The organism is Serratia sp. G204Y (genome assembly GCF_051172435.1).
GTDB lineage: Bacteria > Pseudomonadota > Gammaproteobacteria > Enterobacterales > Enterobacteriaceae > Serratia > Serratia sarumanii.
Genome location: NZ_JBPIZA010000002.1, coordinates 531100 through 551513, shown reverse-complemented (window position 1 = coordinate 551513; position 20414 = coordinate 531100). Strand labels below are relative to the sequence as shown.

Below are 20414 nucleotides of genomic sequence, written 5' to 3'. Positions count from 1 at the left end.
ATTTGGCGTGAAGGTGCTATTTATAAGGGGTTTTAGCGATGCCGGGCAGGTAGGGCTTTGGAGGTGAATAATTTATCTATATTATTCTTAGCATTGAAATGATTGCTTGTTATTACAGCGCTTGTTTTACCTGCAAAAGTATAAGGCTTTCTGGCTGTTTCCGTGCTCGGCCCCTCATCTTTGTTGATAATGATTTGCATTAGAAAATGCAAAACATTATCATTCTTAACACTCTTTTACGTTTTTATACAAGCTGCCGGCCGCTTCGCCGGCGGCTTGGCCGTGGACGGGGCCGCGCTCGTTTGGCCGCGAAAAACATGGGTTTGCCGCAGGGATAAGCAACAGCAAGGCCGGGAAGGCCGCAGCGTCATGGTCTGTGTGAGTGTCGATGTAGGTTGTGTAAAAAAAATCAAATTTTGTGCACCTCTGGGATGAAAGGAGAAGACATCTATGGGCAAGCATTTTGCGGCTCAACGGCATGAAAGCGTAGGAAACGGGGAAAAAGCGGGGATGAAAGCCATTGGGGCGTTTTCCTCCGTATTTTTAGGGGTTTGTTCACTGGCGATCGGTAACGTCAACGCGGCGGAAACGAAGAGCAACGAAACCTACCAGGACGCGGAAACGCTGCTGGTTACCGGTGAGAAGGTCAAACGTTCTATTTTCGACACCAGTTCCAGCGTGCAGGTGTTCGACAGCAACCGCATTGCATCGATGCCCGACGCAGTGCAGATCCCCGATCTGCTGCGCATGACCCCCAACGTGGTGGATCTGGGCATCGGCAACGAACTTCCGACCGTGCGCGGTATCGACGGTTCCGGTCCGAACGTCGGCGCCAACGCCTTCCTCAGCGGCACCCGCCCGCGCCTCAACCTGTCGTTGGACGGCCGTTCGCTGACCTATAACGAACAGGCGTTCGGCCCGCAGTCGCTGTGGGATCTGGATCGCGTCGAAGTGTTCCTCGGCCCGCAAAGCTACATTCAGGGGCGCAACGCCATCGCCGGCGCCATCGTCATGGCCAGTAAAGATCCGACCTTCGAGTGGGAAAGCGCCTTCAAGGGCGGCGCCGGCAACCAACACTCTTCGCAACTGGCCGCCATGGCGTCCGGCCCGCTGGTGGAAGATCAGCTGGCGTTCCGCGTCAGCGTCGATCGCCAGCGCCGCCGCAGCGAGGCCGATCTGCCGGCCTATGCGCCGGTGGGCGATCCGCGAGAAGTGGAAGCCACCACCGCCCGCGCCAAGCTGTTGTTCAATCCGGCCGGCTTGCGCGACCTGACTACCAAACTGACCTTTAACCATTTCGGCAGCACCGCACCACAGAACGAAAGCCTCAACCCGCAGCCGCACCCAACCAATCCGCGCCACGATCCGCGCCGCGCCGTGTTCAAAAGCAACATGAACAGCACCATCTGGGATCTGGCCTGGGAGGCCTCCGATGCGCTGACGTTGGAAAACCGCGTTATCTATACCGATTTCAACATCAACCGTCCTACCGCTTACAACATCCAATACGCCGAGATTGACGGCCAGGAAGTTCACGTAGAGCCGGTGGTGCGCTTCGGCGGCGCGGACAGCCGCCTGCACGGGCTGGCGGGGCTGCGTTATTTCCACGGTACGCAGGATGAGTTCGTCAACATCTTCGGCGGATCGACCTTCAAGGATAAAACCGATACCCATTCGGCGTTCGCTGAGCTGACCTATGCGCTGACGCCGCAGGTGGACGTGACCGCCGCCAGCCGTCTGGAACGCGAACACCGCCGCCGCGACGGCGGCAGTCAGGCGGTGCGTATCGACTTCGATGAAACCTACACCGTGTTCCTGCCGAAGCTGGACGTGGCCTGGAAACCGACGGATACCCAAACCTACGGCGCCAAGATCGCGCGCGGCTATAACGCCGGCGGCGGCGGCATCACGATCGGCACGCCGGTGGTCAGCTATACCTACGGTTCCGAGTATGTGTGGAACTATGAGCTGTACACCCGCCATCACCTGAAAGACGCCAACGTGGTGCTGACGGGTAACATCTTCTACAACGATTACAAAGACATGCAGCTGCCGTACTCGTTGGGTGAGAACTCCAGCGTGATCCGCAACGCCGACAAGGTGGAAACCTACGGCGCGGAAATCGGCGCCACCTGGCAGCCGCGTTGGGACTTTGAGCTGTTCGGCAACCTCGGCCTGCTGAAAACCGACATCAAGAAATTCTCGGGCAGCGGCGTGGAAGGGCATGAGCTGGCGCGCGCACCGGCTTACACCGCCAATATGGGCGCCAAATATCAGTTCCTGAAAGGGTGGGAGCTGAGCAGCAACGTGGCGTTCTCGGACTCCTATTACTCGGCGTATGACAACGATTCGCGCGGGCGTATCGGCTCCTATTGGACGGCCAACGCCCAGCTGGCTTACACCTTCGACTACGGCCGCGCCACGCTGTATGCGAAAAACCTGTTTGATTCCGACCGCCGCGAGATGGTCAGAAGTAATGACATCTACACGGCGACCCTGCAGCGAGGCCGCCTGGTCGGCGCGGCGGTTGAGCTGAATTTCTAACGCTATCGCGATGACGGGGGACGAATGTCCCCCGTTTTATGCGCTATCCCGGCACGGCCGGGCAGAGGAGATAACGCAGTGATCGGTGATTTTGACAGCATTCTGAGCGATGAAGAGGCCCAGCGGCTGGAGAGCGCGTTTCAGGCGCTGGGCGCGGCGTCGGCGAGCGGCGAGCGGCCGGTAAGCGAAGCCGAAGAGCGGGCATGGTTTGCCCATCTGCAGCAGGGTGACGCACGCGGGCAGCGGGCGTTGGCCTGGCGTTTGACGGGGGATGTGGATATCGCCCAATTGACGGCGGCGCTGCAGGCGCTGGTGCGGGAAACGCCGCGCGTGGACGTGCGCTACGTTTTTGATGACGAAAACGGCCTGGTGAAACGCCCCGCCGGCTCGGCGCCGTTGCCGTTGAGCCTTCGTCAGGTGGCGGACGAACAACAGGCCATTTGTCGCCTGCTGCAAGCGCAGGCAACGCCGTTTGTACTGGAAAGCGAAGCGCCGCTGCGCTGCCTGGTGTTGCTCACGCCGGGCGATAACGTGATTTTGGGCGTGGTCTTGCATGACATCCTGGCGGAAACGCTGCCGTGGCGTCATCTGCCGGCGATGCTGTCCGCCCGTTATAACGGGGACGCGATGCCTCTGCCTTTCGCGGCGGAGCCGGTCGAGCTGGCGGAAACTCCGGAGCCGCAGCTGCCGTGGGTGCGCCAGGCGGTCTCACTGCAAGATTATCGCAGCCCGGCGCAGCGCGCTGAAGCCTTACCGCCGGTGGGCGCGCGCGTGGTCACGCGCATTGCGCGCTCGCTGTTGCCCGCCAACGACACGCCGCGGGCGCTGCTGGCGGCGGTGGCGGCGCGGTTTGCCGAGTTCGTCGCCGCGCAGGCCGGCGGCCAAGCGGTGCAGCTGTGCGTGCCGGCGGCGGATACGGCGGAGTGCGTCGGCCTGGAGCTGGGCCTGACGGCGGCGCCGCTGATGCGCCTGACCGTACAGCATGGCGAGGGCGACGCCGGGCAGCGGCTGCTGGCGCAAACCGTGGCTGAACAGCCGGACCCGCAACGGGCGCAGCTGCTGGTGGCCTGGCGCGACGATCTGGCCGCAGAGTGGCGGCTGGAAGGCGTTCACGCCGAACGCCTGTTGCTGCCGCCGCTGCATACGCCGTTTGAGCTGGCGCTGCTGCTGGGGTTGCCGGAGGCAGAAGCGCTGACGCTCGAGCTGGTCACCGATCCGCGCCTCTCTCCGCACGCGGCGCCTTTCCTGCTGGAGCAGTTCAGCGCCTTCCTGGCCGGGCAGCGGATTGCCGTCGCATTGCCGGCGGCTGAGTCCGTTTCCCCGGCGATGGCCGCGCCGGCGGCGAACGGCGACGCGGACGAAAGCGTTGCACCGCTGATTTTGCAGGAGTTCCGTGAGGCGCTGGTGGCGCCGGAAATGACCCTGGATGAAGACTTCTTCGATCGCGGCGGCCATTCGCTGGTGGCCACCCGGGTGATCGGCCGTTTGCTGAGCCTGCATCAGATCGAAATCAACATTAACGACCTGTTCAGCCATCCGACGGCGCGCGGGTTGGCGGGATATGCCAAACGCCTGAACGTTGCGCAGCCGAATGCCGCGGTGGCCACCGCCGACGATCATGATCGGGCGCAGGCACCGCTGTCGCTGGCGCAGGAATCGCTGTGGAAGGTGTATGAAGCCTTCGGCCATGACGAGATTTTCAACCTGCCGTTCTCTCTGCGCTTCTTCGATGCGGTGGATGAAACGGCGCTGCGTCAGGCGTTTATCGACGTCATGACTCGCCATACCGTGCTGCGTTCACGCTTCGTCGAGCAGCAGGGCGCGGTGGTGCAGGTGGTGGTGCCGGCCGCCGAGCTGCCGGAGTACCAGTGGTTCCGCTTCTCCCACGAGACGCCGGCGGGCAACGCCGCCGCCCTGTTGGCCGACGCCGGCCAGCACCGGTTCGATCTGGCCGCCGAGCTGCCGCTGCGCGTCACGCTGCTGCGCGATGCGGACAACGGTCAACAACTGCTGTCGCTGCTGTTCCACCATGTGGTGCTGGATGAATGGTCGCTCAACCTGATGATGGATGAATTGGGCGTCGCCTACCGCCATCGCGTCGTCGGCCAGGCGCCGCAGTGGAGCGGGCAGCCGCCGCAGTTCCACGCCTTCGCCCGGCAGCAGCGGGCCTCCGGGGTGCAGCAGCAACATCTGGACTACTGGCTCGATGCGCTGCGCGGCGCGCCGGTCGGCCAACCGATCTTCCGGCAAGAGCCATCCACCCACCCGGCGGTGCCGGCACCGGCAGACGTCAACGGCGGCTGGCTGGAGTTCGAGGTCGATCCCGCCGTGGCGGAAGGCCTGTATCAGCTCGCCCGCCGCAACAACGCTTCGCTGTTCAACGTGGTGTATGCCGGGATTACCTCGGCGCTGCGCCTGCTTGGCGGCCCGGCGGATCTGTTGGTGGGCACCTCGACCTCCGGCCGTAACGACGCCGAGTTCTTCGATACCGTCGGCTACTTCACCACCGTGGTGGTGCACCGCGTGCGCTTCGACGAGGGGCTGACGGTGGCCGGGTTGGTCAGCCAGGTGAAAAACACCATCAACGGCTCGCTGCCGTACACCGATATTCCGATCGATCTGGTGGAGGAAGGGCTGTTCGGTGTGGACGCCGACCGCAAGAACCACATGTTCGAAGTGTTCATCCAGATCCACAGCCGCATCAAGCTGAACGGCGAGTTCCGGCTGCAGGACGGCAGCGCGATCGCCTACCGCCAGGTGGAGCCGGAAAAAGCCGAGTCGCTGCTCGGCCTGCAGTTTGAGGTGATGGAAGACGATCTGGCCGGGAAGAAATCCCTGCGGGTGATGATGACCTACCGCCAGGATCACTACAGCCGGGAGCAGGCCAATCTAATCGCCGACGGCGTTCAGCACGTCTTTACCCAGTTTGCGCAGCACATCGCTGGCGATATCGCTCTGGCGGCGCTGCCGCCCGGGCCGCAGGCATGACGTTGTTTCACTCTAACCGAAAGCATGATTTTCAAGGAGATAAAAGGATGTCTGGAACCCTAGCAACCCCGCGCGCGTTACTTTCGCTGCTGGTGGCGGCCTCTCTGGTGGTCGCCGGCGCTGCGCAGGCCGACGATGCCGGCATCAAACCGCAGGACATCAAGCGCGAGGCGCTGTCGTCGGCGGTGGTGGAGATGGCCTACAGCACCTCGCAACAGGCGCTGTTCGTCAGCGCGCCGGACTGGAAGGAAGAGGCGCGCTCCCGCGTACTGCGGCTGGATCCCAACACCCTGGCGATCAAGGCGGAGATCCCGCTGCAGGTGAAAGGCTTCGGCGTGGCGCTGAACGATGCGGGCAATCGCCTGTACCTGACTCAGGGCTTCAACGGCGAAGTCGGGGTGGTGGACACCACCACCAACCACGCGCTGGGCAGCATCAAGCTGCTGGACAAAGCGGTGCTGGAGCAGGCCTACAAGCAGGCGGGCATCAGCGGCAAGCGCCTGGACTTCCTGCTGGCGGAGTTGAAGAAGTTCAAAATCACCGAGGACTACCTGTACCGCATTCGCGAGATCAAGTATGACGCGCAAAGCGGCCGCTTGTTCCTGCCGGGGCTGGGCTTCGGCGTCGACAGCGTGCTGTACGTGGTCGATACCAAGGCCGGCAAGCTGGAGAAAGTGATCCCGGGCTTCGGCTACAACGCGGTGGGTATCACATTGGATGAGAAGGGCCGCCGGGTATTCGTCTCCAACATGCAGGGGCAGGTGATCACCCTGAACGCCGACACGCTGGCGATCACCGCCACCCACGAAGTGCAGGCCGATCAGCTGCTGAATCTGGTGTATGATCCGGCGAGCAATCGTCTGCTGGGTGTCGATCAGGGTATCGATCGCGATAACTACCGCAATCATCATCTGGGGCACGACTACGTGAAGCGCAGCAGCGGCCACCGGGTATTCGCGCTGGATGCGGACAGCGGCAAGGTACTGGCCAGCGAGCTGACGGATGAGGTGCCGATCGGCCTGCTGCTCGACGAGCGCAGCCAGCGGCTGTACGTCGCCAACCGCAAAGGCGTGCGCGTGGATCACGGCGCCGGGACGCTGACGGTGTTCGACGCCAAGACGCTTAAGCGTCTGCAAACCGTAGATCTGCCGCCGCACCCTAACAGTCTGGCGTTGGATCCGAAAGGCGACGCGCTGTTCGTGACGGTGAAAAACGACGGCGCTTCCACCAAGGCCGGCAAGCCGGAAAGCGTGGTGCGTATTCAGCTGCACACCAACTAACTGAATATAAATATAAAAAAGGGGCGCCGCGGCGCCCCTTTGTCATTGGGTCATGTCATCAGAAGTGGGTGTTGATGCTCATGTAGTAGGTGCGGCCCGGTTCGTTGTAGGTGGCCGCGCCTGCACCGGCGATGTTGATCGCGCCGGTGTTCGGATCGCCCACGTTCTGCGCGTTGCCGGCGCGGAACTGGCGTTTGTCGAACAGGTTATCGATGCCGGCGGTGAGGCTGACGTTTTTGGTCAGGTCATAGGTCGCGCTGGCGCCGACGACGGCATAAGGGCTGACCTCGCGGGTTTCGCCGCCGGTGGCCGGTTTACCCTGGTAATTGTACTTCTTCGGCTTCTGACGGCCGTACCAGGTCAGGGTGGACTGCATCGACAGATCCTGCGTGGCCTGCCAGCTGAGGGTCGAGTTGACGGTGAACTTCGGGATCACCGACAGGTAATCGCCGGTGGTCTTGTTCTTGTTCTCGATCATGTAGGTGGCGTTGTTGCTCCAGGTGACGGTCTCGCTGACCGGCACGTTCAGCGAGCCTTCCAGCCCTTGCACCACCGCTTTCGGCACGTTTTCCCACTGATAGACCGCCGTGCCGGTGCTGCTGGTGGCGATGCGAGAGTTACCCGCCTCAATCTTGTTGTGGTAATCGTTGCGGAAGTAGGTCACGCCGGCCAGCCAGCCTTCGTTATGGAATTCCAGCCCGATCTCTTTGTTGACGCTGGTCTCCGCCTTCAGATCGTCGTTGCCCAGCAGGTAGCAGCCGTTTTTGGTATCGCTGCCGGCACATCCCTGGCCTTTGCTGTACAGCAGATAGTTGCCGTTGGTCTGGAACAGCGTCGGCGCTTTGTAGGAACGCGCGATGCCCATCTTCAGCGTGAAGTAGTCGCCCAGTTCCTGCGACAGGTTCAGCGCCGGGCTCCAGTTATTGCCGGATTCCGAATGCAGATCGTAGCGCAGGCCCGGCGTCAGCATGGTGGTGTCGGTCAGTTCAATGTTGTCTTCGGCGAACAGCGAGAAGATATGCGCGGAAGCATAAGGGCTGCGCGTACCGGTAGTCATGCCGGGAATGGTGCCGCCCATCAGCGTTTGGCTGGTGGAGGTGCCGTCTTTCATCCGCTGCTGGGTCCACTCGGTACCCAGCGTGGCGGTCTGGGCAACGCCCAGTTCAAACGGCACGCTGACTTCGCTGTGCGCCAGGAAGTCGTCCAGCTTGGTGGTGCCGAAGCCGGTGTTTTTGGTGTCGAAGATGCCTTCGGTGCCGCCGGCCAGCCCTTCGTTCAGGCGGGTGTTGCGGGTGCGCTCAAACTGCACGTAGTTGTTGGTGCTCACGCCGTTGTCCCAGGCGCCGCGGTGGGTCAGGCCGAAGGTTTCACGGTAGATGCGGTTGGTCTCTTCGCCGTAGTTGCTCTGCACCAGGGCGTTGGTGTTGGTGTTCTGGGTATCGCCGGCGTACAGGTTGCCCTGGCGGCCGTAAGCGTACTCGAACTCCAGCGACTGCAGATGGGCGAAGTCCCAGTGCAGCAAGGCGTCGATATTTTTATCGACCACCCCTTCACGCCCGGCCGGGACGCTGTTGGCGTAGGCGCCGACGCGTTCGGACTTATGCGATTCGTTAATGTCCCAGGCGTCGGCCTGCGTTTTGCTGTAGCCGCCGAACAGACGGAAGCTCAGGGAATCGCTCAGCGGGCCGGACAGGCTGAAGTCGGTGCGCTTGGTGGCGCCCTCCTGCTTGTGCTGCGGCACGTTGAAGTAGCCGTTCAGCGAGCCGTGCAGCGCATCGCCGGCCTTCTTGGTGATGATGTTGACCACGCCGCCCGCGGCGCCGTTGCCGTAGCGCGCCGCTGCAGGGCCGCGCAGCACTTCGATGCGCTCGATCATTTCCGGCGGCACCCAGGCGGTATCGCCGCGCGAGTCGCGCTCGCCGCGCCAGCCCTGGCGCACCGAGTTGCGGCTGGAGGCCGGTTTGCCGTCGATCAGAATCAGGGTGTTTTCCGGGCCCATGCCGCGGATATCGATCTGGCGGTTGTTGCCGCGCTGGCCGCTCGTGGAGTTGCCGGTCAGGTTAACCCCGGGCATGGTGCGGATCAGTTCGCTGATGTCGCGCGCCGGCGGGCGTTTCTTGATCTCATCGGCGGTGATGGTGGACACCCCCGGCGCCTGCAGGTTCTGCCGGGCGGCGGTCACGACGATGGTGTCTTCGCCGCGCGGTTTTTTATCCGCTGCGCCGCTGTTTTCTTCCGTGGTGGGGGTGTCGGTCTGCTGCGCGGCGTTGGCGAACGCGGACGCGCCCAATCCCAAGCCGATAAGAGTGGCTAAAGAATAACGTGATAGCTTGCTTTTCATCTGAGTGTCCTACCTTGCTGCCATCCCTCGCCGAACGGGGGGAAGGGCGGTTGTAGTTTTTGTGTAGTCGGAAATAGAAAATCGGCTGCGGCAAGGGATGCCATTGATGTATCCCCGATCCCTGTCCGTTGCGCGCAATACCAGCACGATCTCCAAGCCTTACACACTATTGCAAATGCAAATTATTATCAATAGTATTTGGCGTACAGTGCGTTCGGGCGGTGGCCGGCGATAGGGAAAAGTCGACGTTCCCGGTGCCGCCAACTACAAAATGGGTAGGCGTTGTGAATACAGAACTACAGTCAGAAAGCAGCAGATTATTGGCCAGCAGCAATGCGGGCAGTCCAGGATGGTGGTTGACGGTGGCACGGCGCGGTACGCCATGGGTAGAACCGGCGGGTAACGGCCGCTGGCGAACCACCTTTTTCTGGCGCGATCCTCAGGGATGCGAATTGACCTCCGCCTACCGCCGCGTGTGGATCAACATCAACTGCCTGACCGACCATCACCAGCCGAATCCGCCGCAAAGCCTGCAGCGTCTGGCCGGCACCGACGTGTGGTACTGGCAGACCGAGCTGAGCGGCGCCTGGCGCGGCAGCTACTGCTTTATTCCCTGCTTTGACGAGCGGCCGCCGGCGTTCAGTGGCGACGATGCGCACGCTAATATGCACAACCTGCGCCACTGGTGGCACCAGGTGTTCGCCAGCGCCACCCCCGATCTGCTCAACCCGTATCGCTCCTGGCAAAGCGCCAGCGGCCACAGCGTCTCCGGCCTGCACATGCCGGATGCGCCGCCGCAGCCGGTATGGCGTTCGTTCGACGAGTACGAGATCGCCAGCGGGCGCTGCACGCCGCCGCTGCCGGCGCGTTTGCAGCGCCATACCTGGCAGAGCGAGCGCCTGGGCAACAGCCGCGACGTCTGGATCTACACCACCGGCGACAGCAAGCCGGCCGAGCGTCCGTTGGCTATCCTGCTTGACGGTCAGTTCTGGGCGAAGCAGATGCCGGTCTGGGAGCCGCTGATGCAGCTGACCCGCGAGGGAGCGTTGCCGGAAGCGGTGTATGTGTTGATCGACATCATCGATCTGCCGCACCGGGCGCGAGAATTAACCTGCAAGGACGATTTCTGGCTGGCGGTGCAGGAAGAACTGATGCCGCAGCTGGCCGACTGGGCGCCGCACAGCGACAAACCGGCCGATACGGTGGTGGCGGGGCAAAGCTTTGGCGGCCTGGCTTCCCTGTATGCCGGGCTGCGCTGGCCGCAGTGCTTCGGCGCGGTAATTACCCAGTCCGGTTCCTACTGGTGGCCGCGGCGCGACATGCTGCAGCTGCCGAGCATCCCCGACGACGCCTGCTGGCTGATGCAGCAGGTGGAACGGCATGGCCTGGGCAACCACGGTGCGCTGAAGGTATTTATGGAAGCCGGTTCGCAGGAAAAGCTGGTGCATCGGGTCAGCGGCGAAATGGCGGCTCGCCTGAGCGACGCCGGCCATCGGGTGCACTACCGGGTGGTGGAAGGCGGGCACGACGCGTTGTGCTGGCGCAGCGGCCTGACCGACGGGCTGCAGGCGGTCTGGGCCTCCGCTTTCGCCACCGCTTATCCGGCATCGGCGACGGCACGAGGAACACATGATGGAAAGCCTGAATCCGTTCGATGATCAACAGCAGCGCAGCCTGGTGCTGCGCAACGTACAACAACAATACAGTTTGTGGCCGGATTTCCGCGCCATTCCGTCCGATTGGACGATCGTCTTCGGCCCGGCGGCGCGCACCGCGTGCACCGAGTGGCTGGAACAGCATTGGCAAGACATTCTGCCGGTCGCAGCAAGCAAGGCGTGACCGGCGCCAGGTAATCACGGGAGCAATAAGCAGTGTCACACACCCCTAACTCTCTCAGCGGCCCGGCGCTTGCGGGCGAATGGCCGCTGGTCGCGGCGCAACCCGGCATCTGGGTCGCCGATCAAATCTCCCCGCATCGCAATGCCTACGCGGTGGCCCACGCCATCGAACTCAACGGCCCCATTGCCGTAGAGCCTCTGCTGCAGGCCATCATCCAGGGCCTGGGCGAGGTGGACATGCTGCGCCTGCGTTTTGCGGAACGCGACGGCGTGCCGGTGCAATGGCTGGATGACGCGCTGGCGGTGCACGAGCCGGAACTTGTCGATCTGACGACGTCGCCGGATCCCGAAGCCGCCGCGCGCGCGCTGATGGACATCGATCTGGCGAGCGATCTGCGCGCCGGCAGCGGCGCACCGCTGTATCGCCATGTGGTGATGCGCCTGGCGGATAACCGCTGGTTCTGGTATCAGCGCTATCACCATCTGCTGGTGGACGGTTTCAGCTTCACCGCCATCGCTCGCCGCGTGGCGGCGATTTACACCCATATTTGCCGCGGCGACGCGCTGGAACCGACGCCTTTCACGGCGTTCAGCGACGTGGTGGCGGAATACCAGGCTTACCGGGAGGCGCCGGCCTGGCAGCGCGACGCCGATTTCTGGCTCGAAAAAGCGCGGCAGCTGCCGCCGCCGGCCACGCTCTGCCCGCAGCCGCTGGCCGGGCAAACCCCCACGCCGCGCATCCACCGGCTGGAACAGCGCTGCGATCCGCAGGCTTTCGCCGAACTGGTGCAGTGCGGCGCGCAGCAGAAGCTGAACGCCGCCGATATGGCGGTGGCGCTGGTGGCGCTGTGGGTATCGCGCCTGAGCGGCCAACCGAGTTTCAGCGCCGGTTTTATCTTCATGCGCCGTACCGGATCGGCCGCCCTGTGCGCCGCCGGGCCGGTGATCAACGTGCTGCCGATGGAGATGCATCTCGAGCCGCAGGCCACGCTGTATGAGGCCGCCGCCCGCATCAGCCGCGAGCTGAAAACGGTGCGCCGCCATCAGCGCTACGACGCCGAACAGGTGCAGCGCGATCTGGGGCGCATCGGCGACGGCGAACCGCTGTACGGCACGGTCTTCAACTTCAAAATGTTCGATTACCAGCTGGATTTCGCCGGTATCGAAGGCATCACTCACGATCTGGCCTCCGGGCCGGTGCGCGATCTGGAGATTGCGCTGTTTATCGACGAACACCATCAGTTGAAGGTGGAGCTGCTGGCCAACGCCGAGCGTTATGGTCGCCAGGAACTGCAGGCGCATCTGCAGCGGTTGCCGCTGCTGCTGGCGCAGTTCGCCGCGCAGGCAACGTTGCCGATCGGCGAAGCCGATATGCTGACCGCCGACGATCACGCGCTGCTGGCGCGGGTCAACGACACGGCGCACCCGGTGCCGGCGACCACGCTGAGCCAGTCGCTGGCGCAGCAGGCGCAAACCACGCCGGACGCGCCGGCGCTGGCGGATGCGCATTTCAATTTCACCTACCGCGAAACGCGCGAGCAGGTCATGGCGCTGGCGCGTGAGCTGGTTGCGCAGGGCGTGCGGCCGGGCGACATCGTGGCGGTGGCGCTGCCGCGTTCGGTGTTCCTGTCGCTGGCGTTGATGGCGATCGTGGAAGCGGGCGCCGCCTATCTGCCGTTGGACACCGGTTATCCGGACGAGCGGCTGGCGATGATGCTGGAAGACGCCGCGCCCCGGCTGGTCATCACCAACCCGGCGCAGCAGGCGCGGTTCGCCGACAAGGGCGAAATTTTGCTGTATGACGCGCCGCTGCCGGCCGACCACGCCGCCGGGGTGGCGATCGCGGGCCCGACGCCGAACCATGCGGCCTATATCATCTTTACCTCCGGCTCCACCGGGCGCCCGAAAGGCGTGCTGGTCGGCCATCAGGCGATCGTCAACCGCTTGCTGTGGATGCAGCACCAGTATCCGCTGGGGGCGGACGACGCGGTGCTGCAGAAAACGCCGTGCAGTTTCGACGTCTCGGTATGGGAATTCTTCTGGCCGCTGATGGTCGGCGCCCGGCTGGTGATGGCGCCGCCGGAGGCGCACCGCGATCCGCAGCAGCTGCAACAGCTGATCGCGCAGCACCGCATTACCACGCTGCACTTCGTGCCGTCGATGCTGGCGGCTTTCGTTGCCGCCCTGGACGACGACGCGGCGGTGGCGAGCTGCGCCGCGCTGCGCCAGGTGTTCTGCAGCGGCGAAGCGCTGCCGGCGGAGCTGTGCCGCCTGTGGCAAAGCCGCACGGCGGTGCCGCTGCACAACCTCTACGGCCCGACCGAAGCGGCGGTGGACGTGACCTGGCATCCGGCCTACGGCGACGCGCTGGCGAAGGTGACCGGCGCCAACGTGCCGATCGGCCTGCCGGTATGGAACACCGGGCTGCGCATTCTTGACGCGCGCCTGCGGCCGGTGCCGCCGGGCGTGGCGGGCGATCTGTATCTGACCGGCGTGCAGCTGGCGCACGGCTACCTTGGCCGGCCGGATCTGACCGCCAGCCGCTTTGTCGCCGATCCGTTCGGCGAGGGCGGGCGCATGTACCGCACCGGTGACGTGGCGCGCTGGCTGCCGGACGGCGCGGTGGAATATTTGGGCCGCAGCGACGATCAGCTGAAGATCCGCGGGCAGCGGATAGAGCTGAGCGAAATCGACCACGCCTTGCTGTCGCTGCCGGGCGTGCGCCAGGCGGTGACGCACGCGCTGGTGTTGCAGGGCACGCCGGTGGACGCCGGCGGCGATGCGCGCCAGTTGGTGGGCTATCTGGTGATGCAGCCTGGCGCGAGCTGGGATGCGGAAGCCCTGCGCGCGGCGCTGGCCGACCGGCTGCCGCCGCACATGGTGCCGGTGGCGCTGGTGGAAATGAGCGATTTGCCGCTGAGCGCCAACGGCAAGCTGGATCGCAAGGCCTTGCCGCAGCCGCAGGGCGGTGAACGCAAGGCAGGACGGCCGCCGCAGGCCGGGCTGGAAAGCGAGATCGCGGCGGTATTTGCCCGCTTGCTGCAGCGCGAGCAGGTGTTCGCCGACGACGATTTCTTCGCGCTCGGCGGCCATTCGCTGCTGGCGATGCGTCTGGCGGCAGAGCTGCGCCGCGATCTGGGCAAGGCGGTGTCCGTCGGCCAGGTGATGGTGGCGTCGCGTGTTGAGCAGTTGGCGGCCTTGCTGGAGGAAGATCGCACGCAGGAAGAGGCCGATCGCAGCGGATTCGACAGCGTATTGCCGCTGCGCGTCACCGAGGGGCCGACGCTGTTCTGTCTGCACCCGGCGTCCGGTTTCTCGTGGCAGTTCAGCGTATTGCCGCGCTATCTCGATCAGCACTGGTCGCTGGTCGGTATCCAGTCGCCGCGGCCGGACGGCCCGCTGGCGCTGAGCGAAGATATGGATCAGGTGGTGGATGCCCACCTGCAGACGGTGTTGCAGGTACAGCCGCACGGGCCGTACCACTTCATCGGCTACTCGCTGGGCGGCACGCTGGCGCAGGGCATCGCCGCCCGGCTGCAGGCGCGCGGCGAGCAGGTGGCGTTCCTCGGCCTGCTGGATACCTATCCGCCGGAGACCCAAAACTGGGACGTGATGCTGGACGACAACGTGTTGAAGGAGGTGCAGCGCGAGCGCGAGCAGTTCCTGGCGGTGTCGCAGGATACGCTCGATCCGGCGCTGGGCGAGACGCGCACCGCGATGTTCGACAACATCGAAGCCAACTACGCTGACTCGGTGCGGTTGTTGTCGCACACGCGTACTGCTCGTTTCCACGGCCAGGCGACGCTGTTCGTCGCCAAACGCACGCTGCAGGAAGGGATGGACGTGCAGCAAACCTGGTCGCAGTACGTCGATGCGCTGCAGGCGCACGAGCTGGACTGTGCGCATGTCGATATCGTTTCGCCGGCGTCGTTCAAAGTGCTGGGGCCGCTGCTGAACCGGATCTTGCGCACGCTGTAATCGCGTCCGTCATCTCGCCGCCAGGCACGGGGATGACCCCGCGTGTGGCGGCGTTTCTTGCGGTTGCTCACGGTTGAATATCAATGAGTTTTATTATCATTATTGATTTCGCCATCTGTGCTAGCATAGCGCCCCGCAACTGCAGAATCCCCGTTTAACGATGTGGTGAATAACCGATGAGTAGCAAACCCTCCATCCTGCTTGATTTTAGCCTGCTGAAAACCAACCGGGCTTTCCGCGCGGTATTCTGCGCGCGCTTTATTTCCATTGTGGCGCTGGGGCTGATGGCGATCGCCATCCCGGTGCAGATCCAGGCGCTGACCGGTTCCACCCTGCAGGTCGGGCTGGCGGTGACGCTGGCCGGCGGCGGCATGTTCGCCGGGCTGCTGATGGGGGGCGTATTGGCCGATCGCTATGAGCGGCGCCGACTGATCCTGTTCGCGCGCTCCACCTGCGGCATCGGCTTCGTCGGCCTGTGCCTCAACGCCCTGTTGCCGTCGCCTTCGCTGGCGGCCATTTATCTGCTGGCGGTGTGGGACGGCTTCTTCGGCGCGGTGGGAGTGACGGCGCTGCTGGCGGCCACGCCGGCGCTGGTGGGCCGCGAAAACATCGTGCAGGCGGGCGCCATCAGCATGCTGACGGTGCGCTTCGGCTCGATCCTTTCTCCGGCGATCGGCGGCCTGGTGATCGCCCATATGGGCATTGCCTGGAACTACGGCCTGGCGGCGTTCGGCACCCTGCTGACGCTGCTGCCGCTGCTGAGCCTGCCGCAGCTGATGCCGCCGCCGCAACCGCGTGAACACCCGCTGCGCGCGCTGGCGGGCGGTTTCGCCTTCCTGTTCCAGAACAAGGTGATCGGCATGGTGGCGCTGATCGGCGCGCTGCTGACCATGGCCAGCGCGGTGCGCGTGCTGTACCCGGCGATGGCGGAAGGTTGGCACATCGACGCCGCCCACCTCGGCTATATGTACGCCGCCGTGCCGCTCGGCGCCGCCATCGGTGCTTTCACCAGCGGGCGCGTGGCGCACGTGGCGCGCCCCGGCTGGGTGATGCTGCTGACGGCGATCGCGGCGTTCGCCGCCATTGGCCTGTTCGGCCTGATGCCGTGGTACAGCCTGGCGTTGCTGTGCCTGGTGGCGTTCGGCTACCTGAGCGCGCTGAACTCGCTGCTGCAGTACGGCCTGATCCAGAGCCTGACGCCGGACAACTTCCTCGGCCGCATCAACGGCCTGTGGACGGCGCAGAACGTGGTGGGCGATGCGCTGGGCGCACTGCTGCTGGGGGCGATGGGCGCCTTTATGCTGCCGGCGATGAGCGCCAGCGGTTTCGGTTTCGGCGCGGCGCTGCTCGGCATCCTGTTGCTGTTCGCCATGACCGGTTTGCGCCAGGTGACGCTGCACAAACCGGAGCCGCAGCCCGCCACAGAAAAGTAGTCGAACGCGTTAAGACAACGCTGTGGGATCAAATAGCAATGCTTATCATCGGCATGCGTAAAACCCACAGCGTTTATGTCATGATTTTGAAATGAAAGAAGTGCTTACGTTTATTGACATGGCAAATATCGGCGAGTAATTTAGCGCGGAATTAACTCAAATGATAATCATTATTATATTGGTTATCACTTCAAAATCTGAGGGCGAAGCGATGGATACTGCCGTGAACGACATCAATCGAAAGGAAATGCAGGAGCGCGAAGAACACCGGTTCGCCGCTGATTTTTCTCCGGCGTCGGGCTTCTTCTTTACCTCCCCTTTCCGCAGCTTGACCACCACCGGATGTTTCAGCCGCATTCGCCTGCCGGCCGCGGACGGCGCCGATCTGAACGGCGAGCTCCAGCGCAGCGTGCGGCAGGCGTTTGCCGAGGCCCGTCAGGCCGGCATCAAAAATCCGCTGCTGTGCGGCGCTATCCCGTTCGATACCCGGCAGCCTTCGGCGCTGTTTATTCCGCAGCAGAGCCGCTGGTTCGATCGCGCCGCTTTTATGGCCGGCGTTCAGCCGGCGGCAGAGGGGCCGGAGCTGGCTGGCATAACGGAGCTGCCGCAGCAGCAGCCGTTCATGAACATGGTCAGCGATGCCGTTGACGCGATGAAGGCCGGTGAGCTGGATAAAGTGGTCTTGTCGCGCCTGCTGGAGATCGAAACGCGCCGGCCGGTGGATCGCCATGCGCTGATGGCGCGCGTGATCGCCCAAAACCCGCACGGTTTCCACTTCCACGTGCCGCTGGAGCAGGGCGCGCTGTTGGGCGCCAGCCCGGAGCTGCTGCTGCGCCAGGACGGCGGCCGTTTCTACTCCAATCCGCTGGCCGGTTCCGCCCGGCGCGAGGCCGACCCGCAGCGCGATCGCGAAGTGGGGGAGCGGCTGATGGCCTCGGCGAAAGATCGCCACGAGCATCGCATCGTCACCGAAAGCATGCGTGACGTGCTGGCCGGCCGCTGCCGCTACCTGAATGTGCCGCACACCCCCGAATTGTTGACCACCACCACGCTGTGGCACCTCTCCACGCCGATCGACGGCGAGGCAGCGTCTCCAGACGAAAATGCCCTGTCGCTGGCCTGCCTGCTGCACCCAACGCCGGCGCTGTGCGGCATGCCGACGGCCGAGGCGCACGCCCTGATCGGCAAGCTGGAGCCGTTCGATCGCGGCCTGTTCGGCGGCATCGTCGGCTGGTGCGACGACGAAGGCAACGGCGAGTGGGTAGTGACTATCCGCTGCGGCACCGTTGACGGCAACCGGGTGCGGCTATTCGCCGGCGCCGGCATCGTGGAAGACTCTTCACCCGAATCTGAATGGCATGAAACAGGCACCAAACTCAGCACCATTCTGCGTGCCTTTGGTATGAATCAAGGATAACGACAAGATGAGCATTGCCTTTACCCCCTGGCCGGCGGAGTTCGCCAGCCGCTATCGCGAACGCGGCTACTGGACTGACAAGCCGCTGACCGAGATCCTCGACCGCCAGGCCAACAACGACGCCCCGGCGATTATCGACGCCCAGGGCAGCCTGACCTACCGCGAGTTGCAGCAGCGCTCCGATCGCCTGGCGGCCGCTCTGCTGCGCCGCGGCGTGAAATCCGGCGACACCGCGTTGGTCCAGCTGGGCAACGTGGCGGAGTTCTATATCGTGTTCTTCGCGCTGCTGAAAATTGGCGTGGCGCCGGTCAACGCGCTGTTCAGCCATCAGCGCAGCGAGCTGAATGCCTATGCCGAGCAGATCAAACCGGCGCTGCTGATCGCCGATCGCCAGCACGCGCTGTTTGCCGACGATCAATTCCTGAACGCCTTCCGCGATGCGCATCCTTCGCTGCGGGTTGTGGCGCTGCGCAGCCAGCCCGAGGGCGAGCTGGCGCTGGCCGCCTGGCTGGACGAGGCGAGCGACGGTTTTGTCGCACAGCCTTCCGCGGCCGATCAGGTGGCGTTCTTCCAGCTTTCCGGCGGCAGCACCGGTACGCCGAAGCTGATCCCGCGCACCCACAATGATTACTACTACAGCATTCGCCGCAGCGTGGAGATCTGCCGTTTCGACGCGCAGACCCGCTATCTGTGCGCGCTGCCGGTGGCGCACAACTACCCGATGAGTTCGCCGGGCGTGCTGGGCGTGTTTTATGGCGCCGGGCTGGTGGTGTTCGCCGCCGATCCGGACGCCGGGCAGTGCTTCCGTCTGATCGAACAGCACCAAATCAACGTGACGGCGCTGGTGCCGCCGGCGGTCACGCTGTGGCTGCAGGCGATCGAAGAGTGGGGCGGCAATGCCCAGCTCGCCAGCCTGAAACTGCTGCAGGTGGGCGGCGCCAAGCTGGGCGAGACGCTGGCGGCGCGCATTCAGAACGAAATCGGCTGCCAACTGCAGCAGGTGTTCGGCATGGCGGAAGGGCTGGTGAACTACACCCGGCTGGACGACGACGAATGCCACATCCTGACGACGCAAGGGCGGCCGATGTCGCCGGACGACGAAGTATGGGTGGCGGATGACGACGGCAATCCGTTGCCGGCGGGCGAGGTCGGGCGGTTGATGACGCGCGGGCCTTATACCTTCCGCGGTTACTACCAGAGCCCGGCGCACAACGCCGACGCCTTCGACGCCGACGGTTTCTACTGCTCCGGCGATCTGATCAGTATCAGCGAAGACGGCTACATCACCGTGCAGGGGCGGCAGAAAGATCAGATCAACCGCGGCGGAGAGAAGATCGCCGCCGAGGAGATCGAGAACCTGCTGCTGCGTCATCCGGACGTGATCAACGCCGCGCTGGTGTCGATGCCGGACGCGCTGATGGGGGAGAAGAGCTGCGCCTATATCATCGCCAACGCGCCGCTGAAGCCGGTGGTGCTGCGCCGCCACCTGCGCGAGCAGGGCGTGGCGGACTTCAAACTGCCGGATCGCTTTATTCAGGTGGACAGCCTGCCGCTGACCCCGGTCGGCAAAGTGGACAAAAAACGGCTGCGCCAGCAGCTCGACGCGCAACTACAGACTCAGGCTCAGGGAGATTAATCGATGGCCATTCCAAAACTTAATGACTACGCGCTGCCGACGGCGGACGAACTGCCGCAAAATAAAGTCACCTGGCAGGTAGAACCGCAGCGCGCCGCGCTGCTGATCCACGACATGCAGCAGTATTTCCTCAATTTCTGGGGCGAAGACAGCGCGCTGATTAAACAGGTGGTGGAGAACATCGCCAACCTGCGCCGCTACTGTAAACAGCAGGGCATTCCGGTGTTCTATACCGCGCAGCCGAACCAGCAGAGCGATGAAGACCGCGCGCTGTTGAACGACATGTGGGGGCCGGGCCTGAACAAACACCCCGAGCAGCAGGCGGTGACCGCCGCGCTGGCGCCGGACGAAGACGACACGGTGCTGGTGAAATGGCGCTACAGCGCCTTCCACCGCTCGCCGCTGCAGGAGATCCTGCAGGAGTCCGGCCGCGATCAGCTGATTATCTGCGGCGTGTATGCGCACATCGGCTGCCTGACCACCGCCATCGACGCCTTCATGCGCAATATCCAGCCGTTCATGGTGGCCGATGGCCTGGCGGATTTCTCGCGCGACGAACACTTGATGGCGCTGCGCTACACCGCCGGCCGCTGCGGCCGGGTGGTGACCACCGCGTCCCTGTTGCCGGCTGCCGGTATCGCCAGCATCGATGCGCTGCGTCAGCAGATCCTGCCACTGCTGGACGAAGACAGCGAAGACATGGGCAACGATGAGAACCTGATCGATTACGGCCTGGATTCGGTGCGCATCATGGAGCTGGCGACCCGCTGGCGCAAGATCCGCGGCGATATCGACTTTATCGCGCTGGCGCGCAACCCGACCATCGACAGCTGGTGGGCGCTGCTTTCCGAAGAGAAAGCCTGATTTTAATAACGAGAGAGGGCGGCCGCTCGGCCGCCCCGTTGGTTCTATAAGGAGATTACGATGAATGCTTTGATCACCAAGGGAAAACGTGCGGC

11 protein-coding genes are annotated in these 20414 nt (G+C 63.9%); 10 read left to right on the top strand and 1 reads right to left on the bottom strand.

Annotation, left to right across the window (positions count from 1 at the left end):
• Positions 1 to 450 precede the first annotated feature (450 nt).
• The 3 genes from ACSBQQ_RS17005 to ACSBQQ_RS16995 all read left to right on the top strand — a co-directional run bounded on the left by ACSBQQ_RS17005 (position 451) and on the right by ACSBQQ_RS16995 (position 6812).
• The gene (locus tag ACSBQQ_RS17005) at positions 451 to 2544 is read left to right on the top strand and encodes a TonB-dependent receptor (RefSeq protein WP_033636744.1); all 2094 of its coding nucleotides are present in this window, start codon (positions 451 to 453) and stop codon (positions 2542 to 2544) included.
• Between the two features lie 78 nt (positions 2545 to 2622).
• Entirely contained in the window at positions 2623 to 5532 is a 2910-nt protein-coding gene (locus ACSBQQ_RS17000) for a condensation domain-containing protein (RefSeq protein WP_060428811.1), read from the top strand.
• Between the two features lie 47 nt (positions 5533 to 5579).
• Entirely contained in the window at positions 5580 to 6812 is a 1233-nt protein-coding gene (locus ACSBQQ_RS16995) for a YncE family protein (RefSeq protein WP_033636746.1), read from the top strand.
• A gap of 58 nt (positions 6813 to 6870) precedes the next feature.
• Here ACSBQQ_RS16995 and ACSBQQ_RS16990 read toward each other — a convergent pair whose 3' ends face one another.
• Positions 6871 to 9153: a TonB-dependent siderophore receptor gene (locus ACSBQQ_RS16990; protein WP_033636747.1), complete on the bottom strand. Its 2283-nt coding sequence runs from the start codon at positions 9151 to 9153 to the stop codon at positions 6871 to 6873.
• Between the two features lie 284 nt (positions 9154 to 9437).
• Between ACSBQQ_RS16990 and fes the strand changes: the two genes are divergently transcribed.
• The 7 genes from fes to ACSBQQ_RS16955 all read left to right on the top strand — a co-directional run bounded on the left by fes (position 9438) and on the right by ACSBQQ_RS16955 (position 20319).
• A complete protein-coding gene (gene fes, locus ACSBQQ_RS16985) occupies positions 9438 to 10811 on the top strand; it encodes an enterochelin esterase (RefSeq protein ID WP_072264937.1) in 1374 nt (457 codons plus the stop codon).
• Positions 10786 to 10992: an MbtH family protein gene (locus ACSBQQ_RS16980; protein ID WP_033636748.1), complete on the top strand. Its 207-nt coding sequence runs from the start codon at positions 10786 to 10788 to the stop codon at positions 10990 to 10992. The genes fes and ACSBQQ_RS16980 overlap by 26 nt, the downstream gene beginning before the upstream one ends.
• A 32-nt stretch (positions 10993 to 11024) precedes the next feature.
• On the top strand, positions 11025 to 14969 hold the full coding sequence (locus ACSBQQ_RS16975) for an enterobactin synthase subunit F (RefSeq protein ID WP_060388208.1): 3945 nt from the start codon (positions 11025 to 11027) through the stop codon (positions 14967 to 14969).
• Positions 14970 to 15145: 176 nt separating this feature from the next.
• Entirely contained in the window at positions 15146 to 16402 is a 1257-nt protein-coding gene (entS, locus tag ACSBQQ_RS16970) for an enterobactin transporter EntS (RefSeq protein WP_033636752.1), read from the top strand.
• A gap of 211 nt (positions 16403 to 16613) precedes the next feature.
• Positions 16614 to 17819 carry an isochorismate synthase gene (locus ACSBQQ_RS16965; RefSeq protein ID WP_060428809.1) on the top strand — a complete coding sequence of 402 codons (1206 nt, stop codon included), beginning with the start codon at positions 16614 to 16616 and terminating at the stop codon, positions 17817 to 17819.
• A gap of 7 nt (positions 17820 to 17826) precedes the next feature.
• Positions 17827 to 19455: a (2,3-dihydroxybenzoyl)adenylate synthase gene (locus tag ACSBQQ_RS16960; protein ID WP_060419666.1), complete on the top strand. Its 1629-nt coding sequence runs from the start codon at positions 17827 to 17829 to the stop codon at positions 19453 to 19455.
• A 3-nt stretch (positions 19456 to 19458) separates the two neighbouring features.
• A complete protein-coding gene (locus ACSBQQ_RS16955; protein ID WP_004930014.1) occupies positions 19459 to 20319 on the top strand; it encodes an isochorismatase in 861 nt (286 codons plus the stop codon).
• The last annotated feature ends 95 nt before the right edge of the window (positions 20320 to 20414 follow it).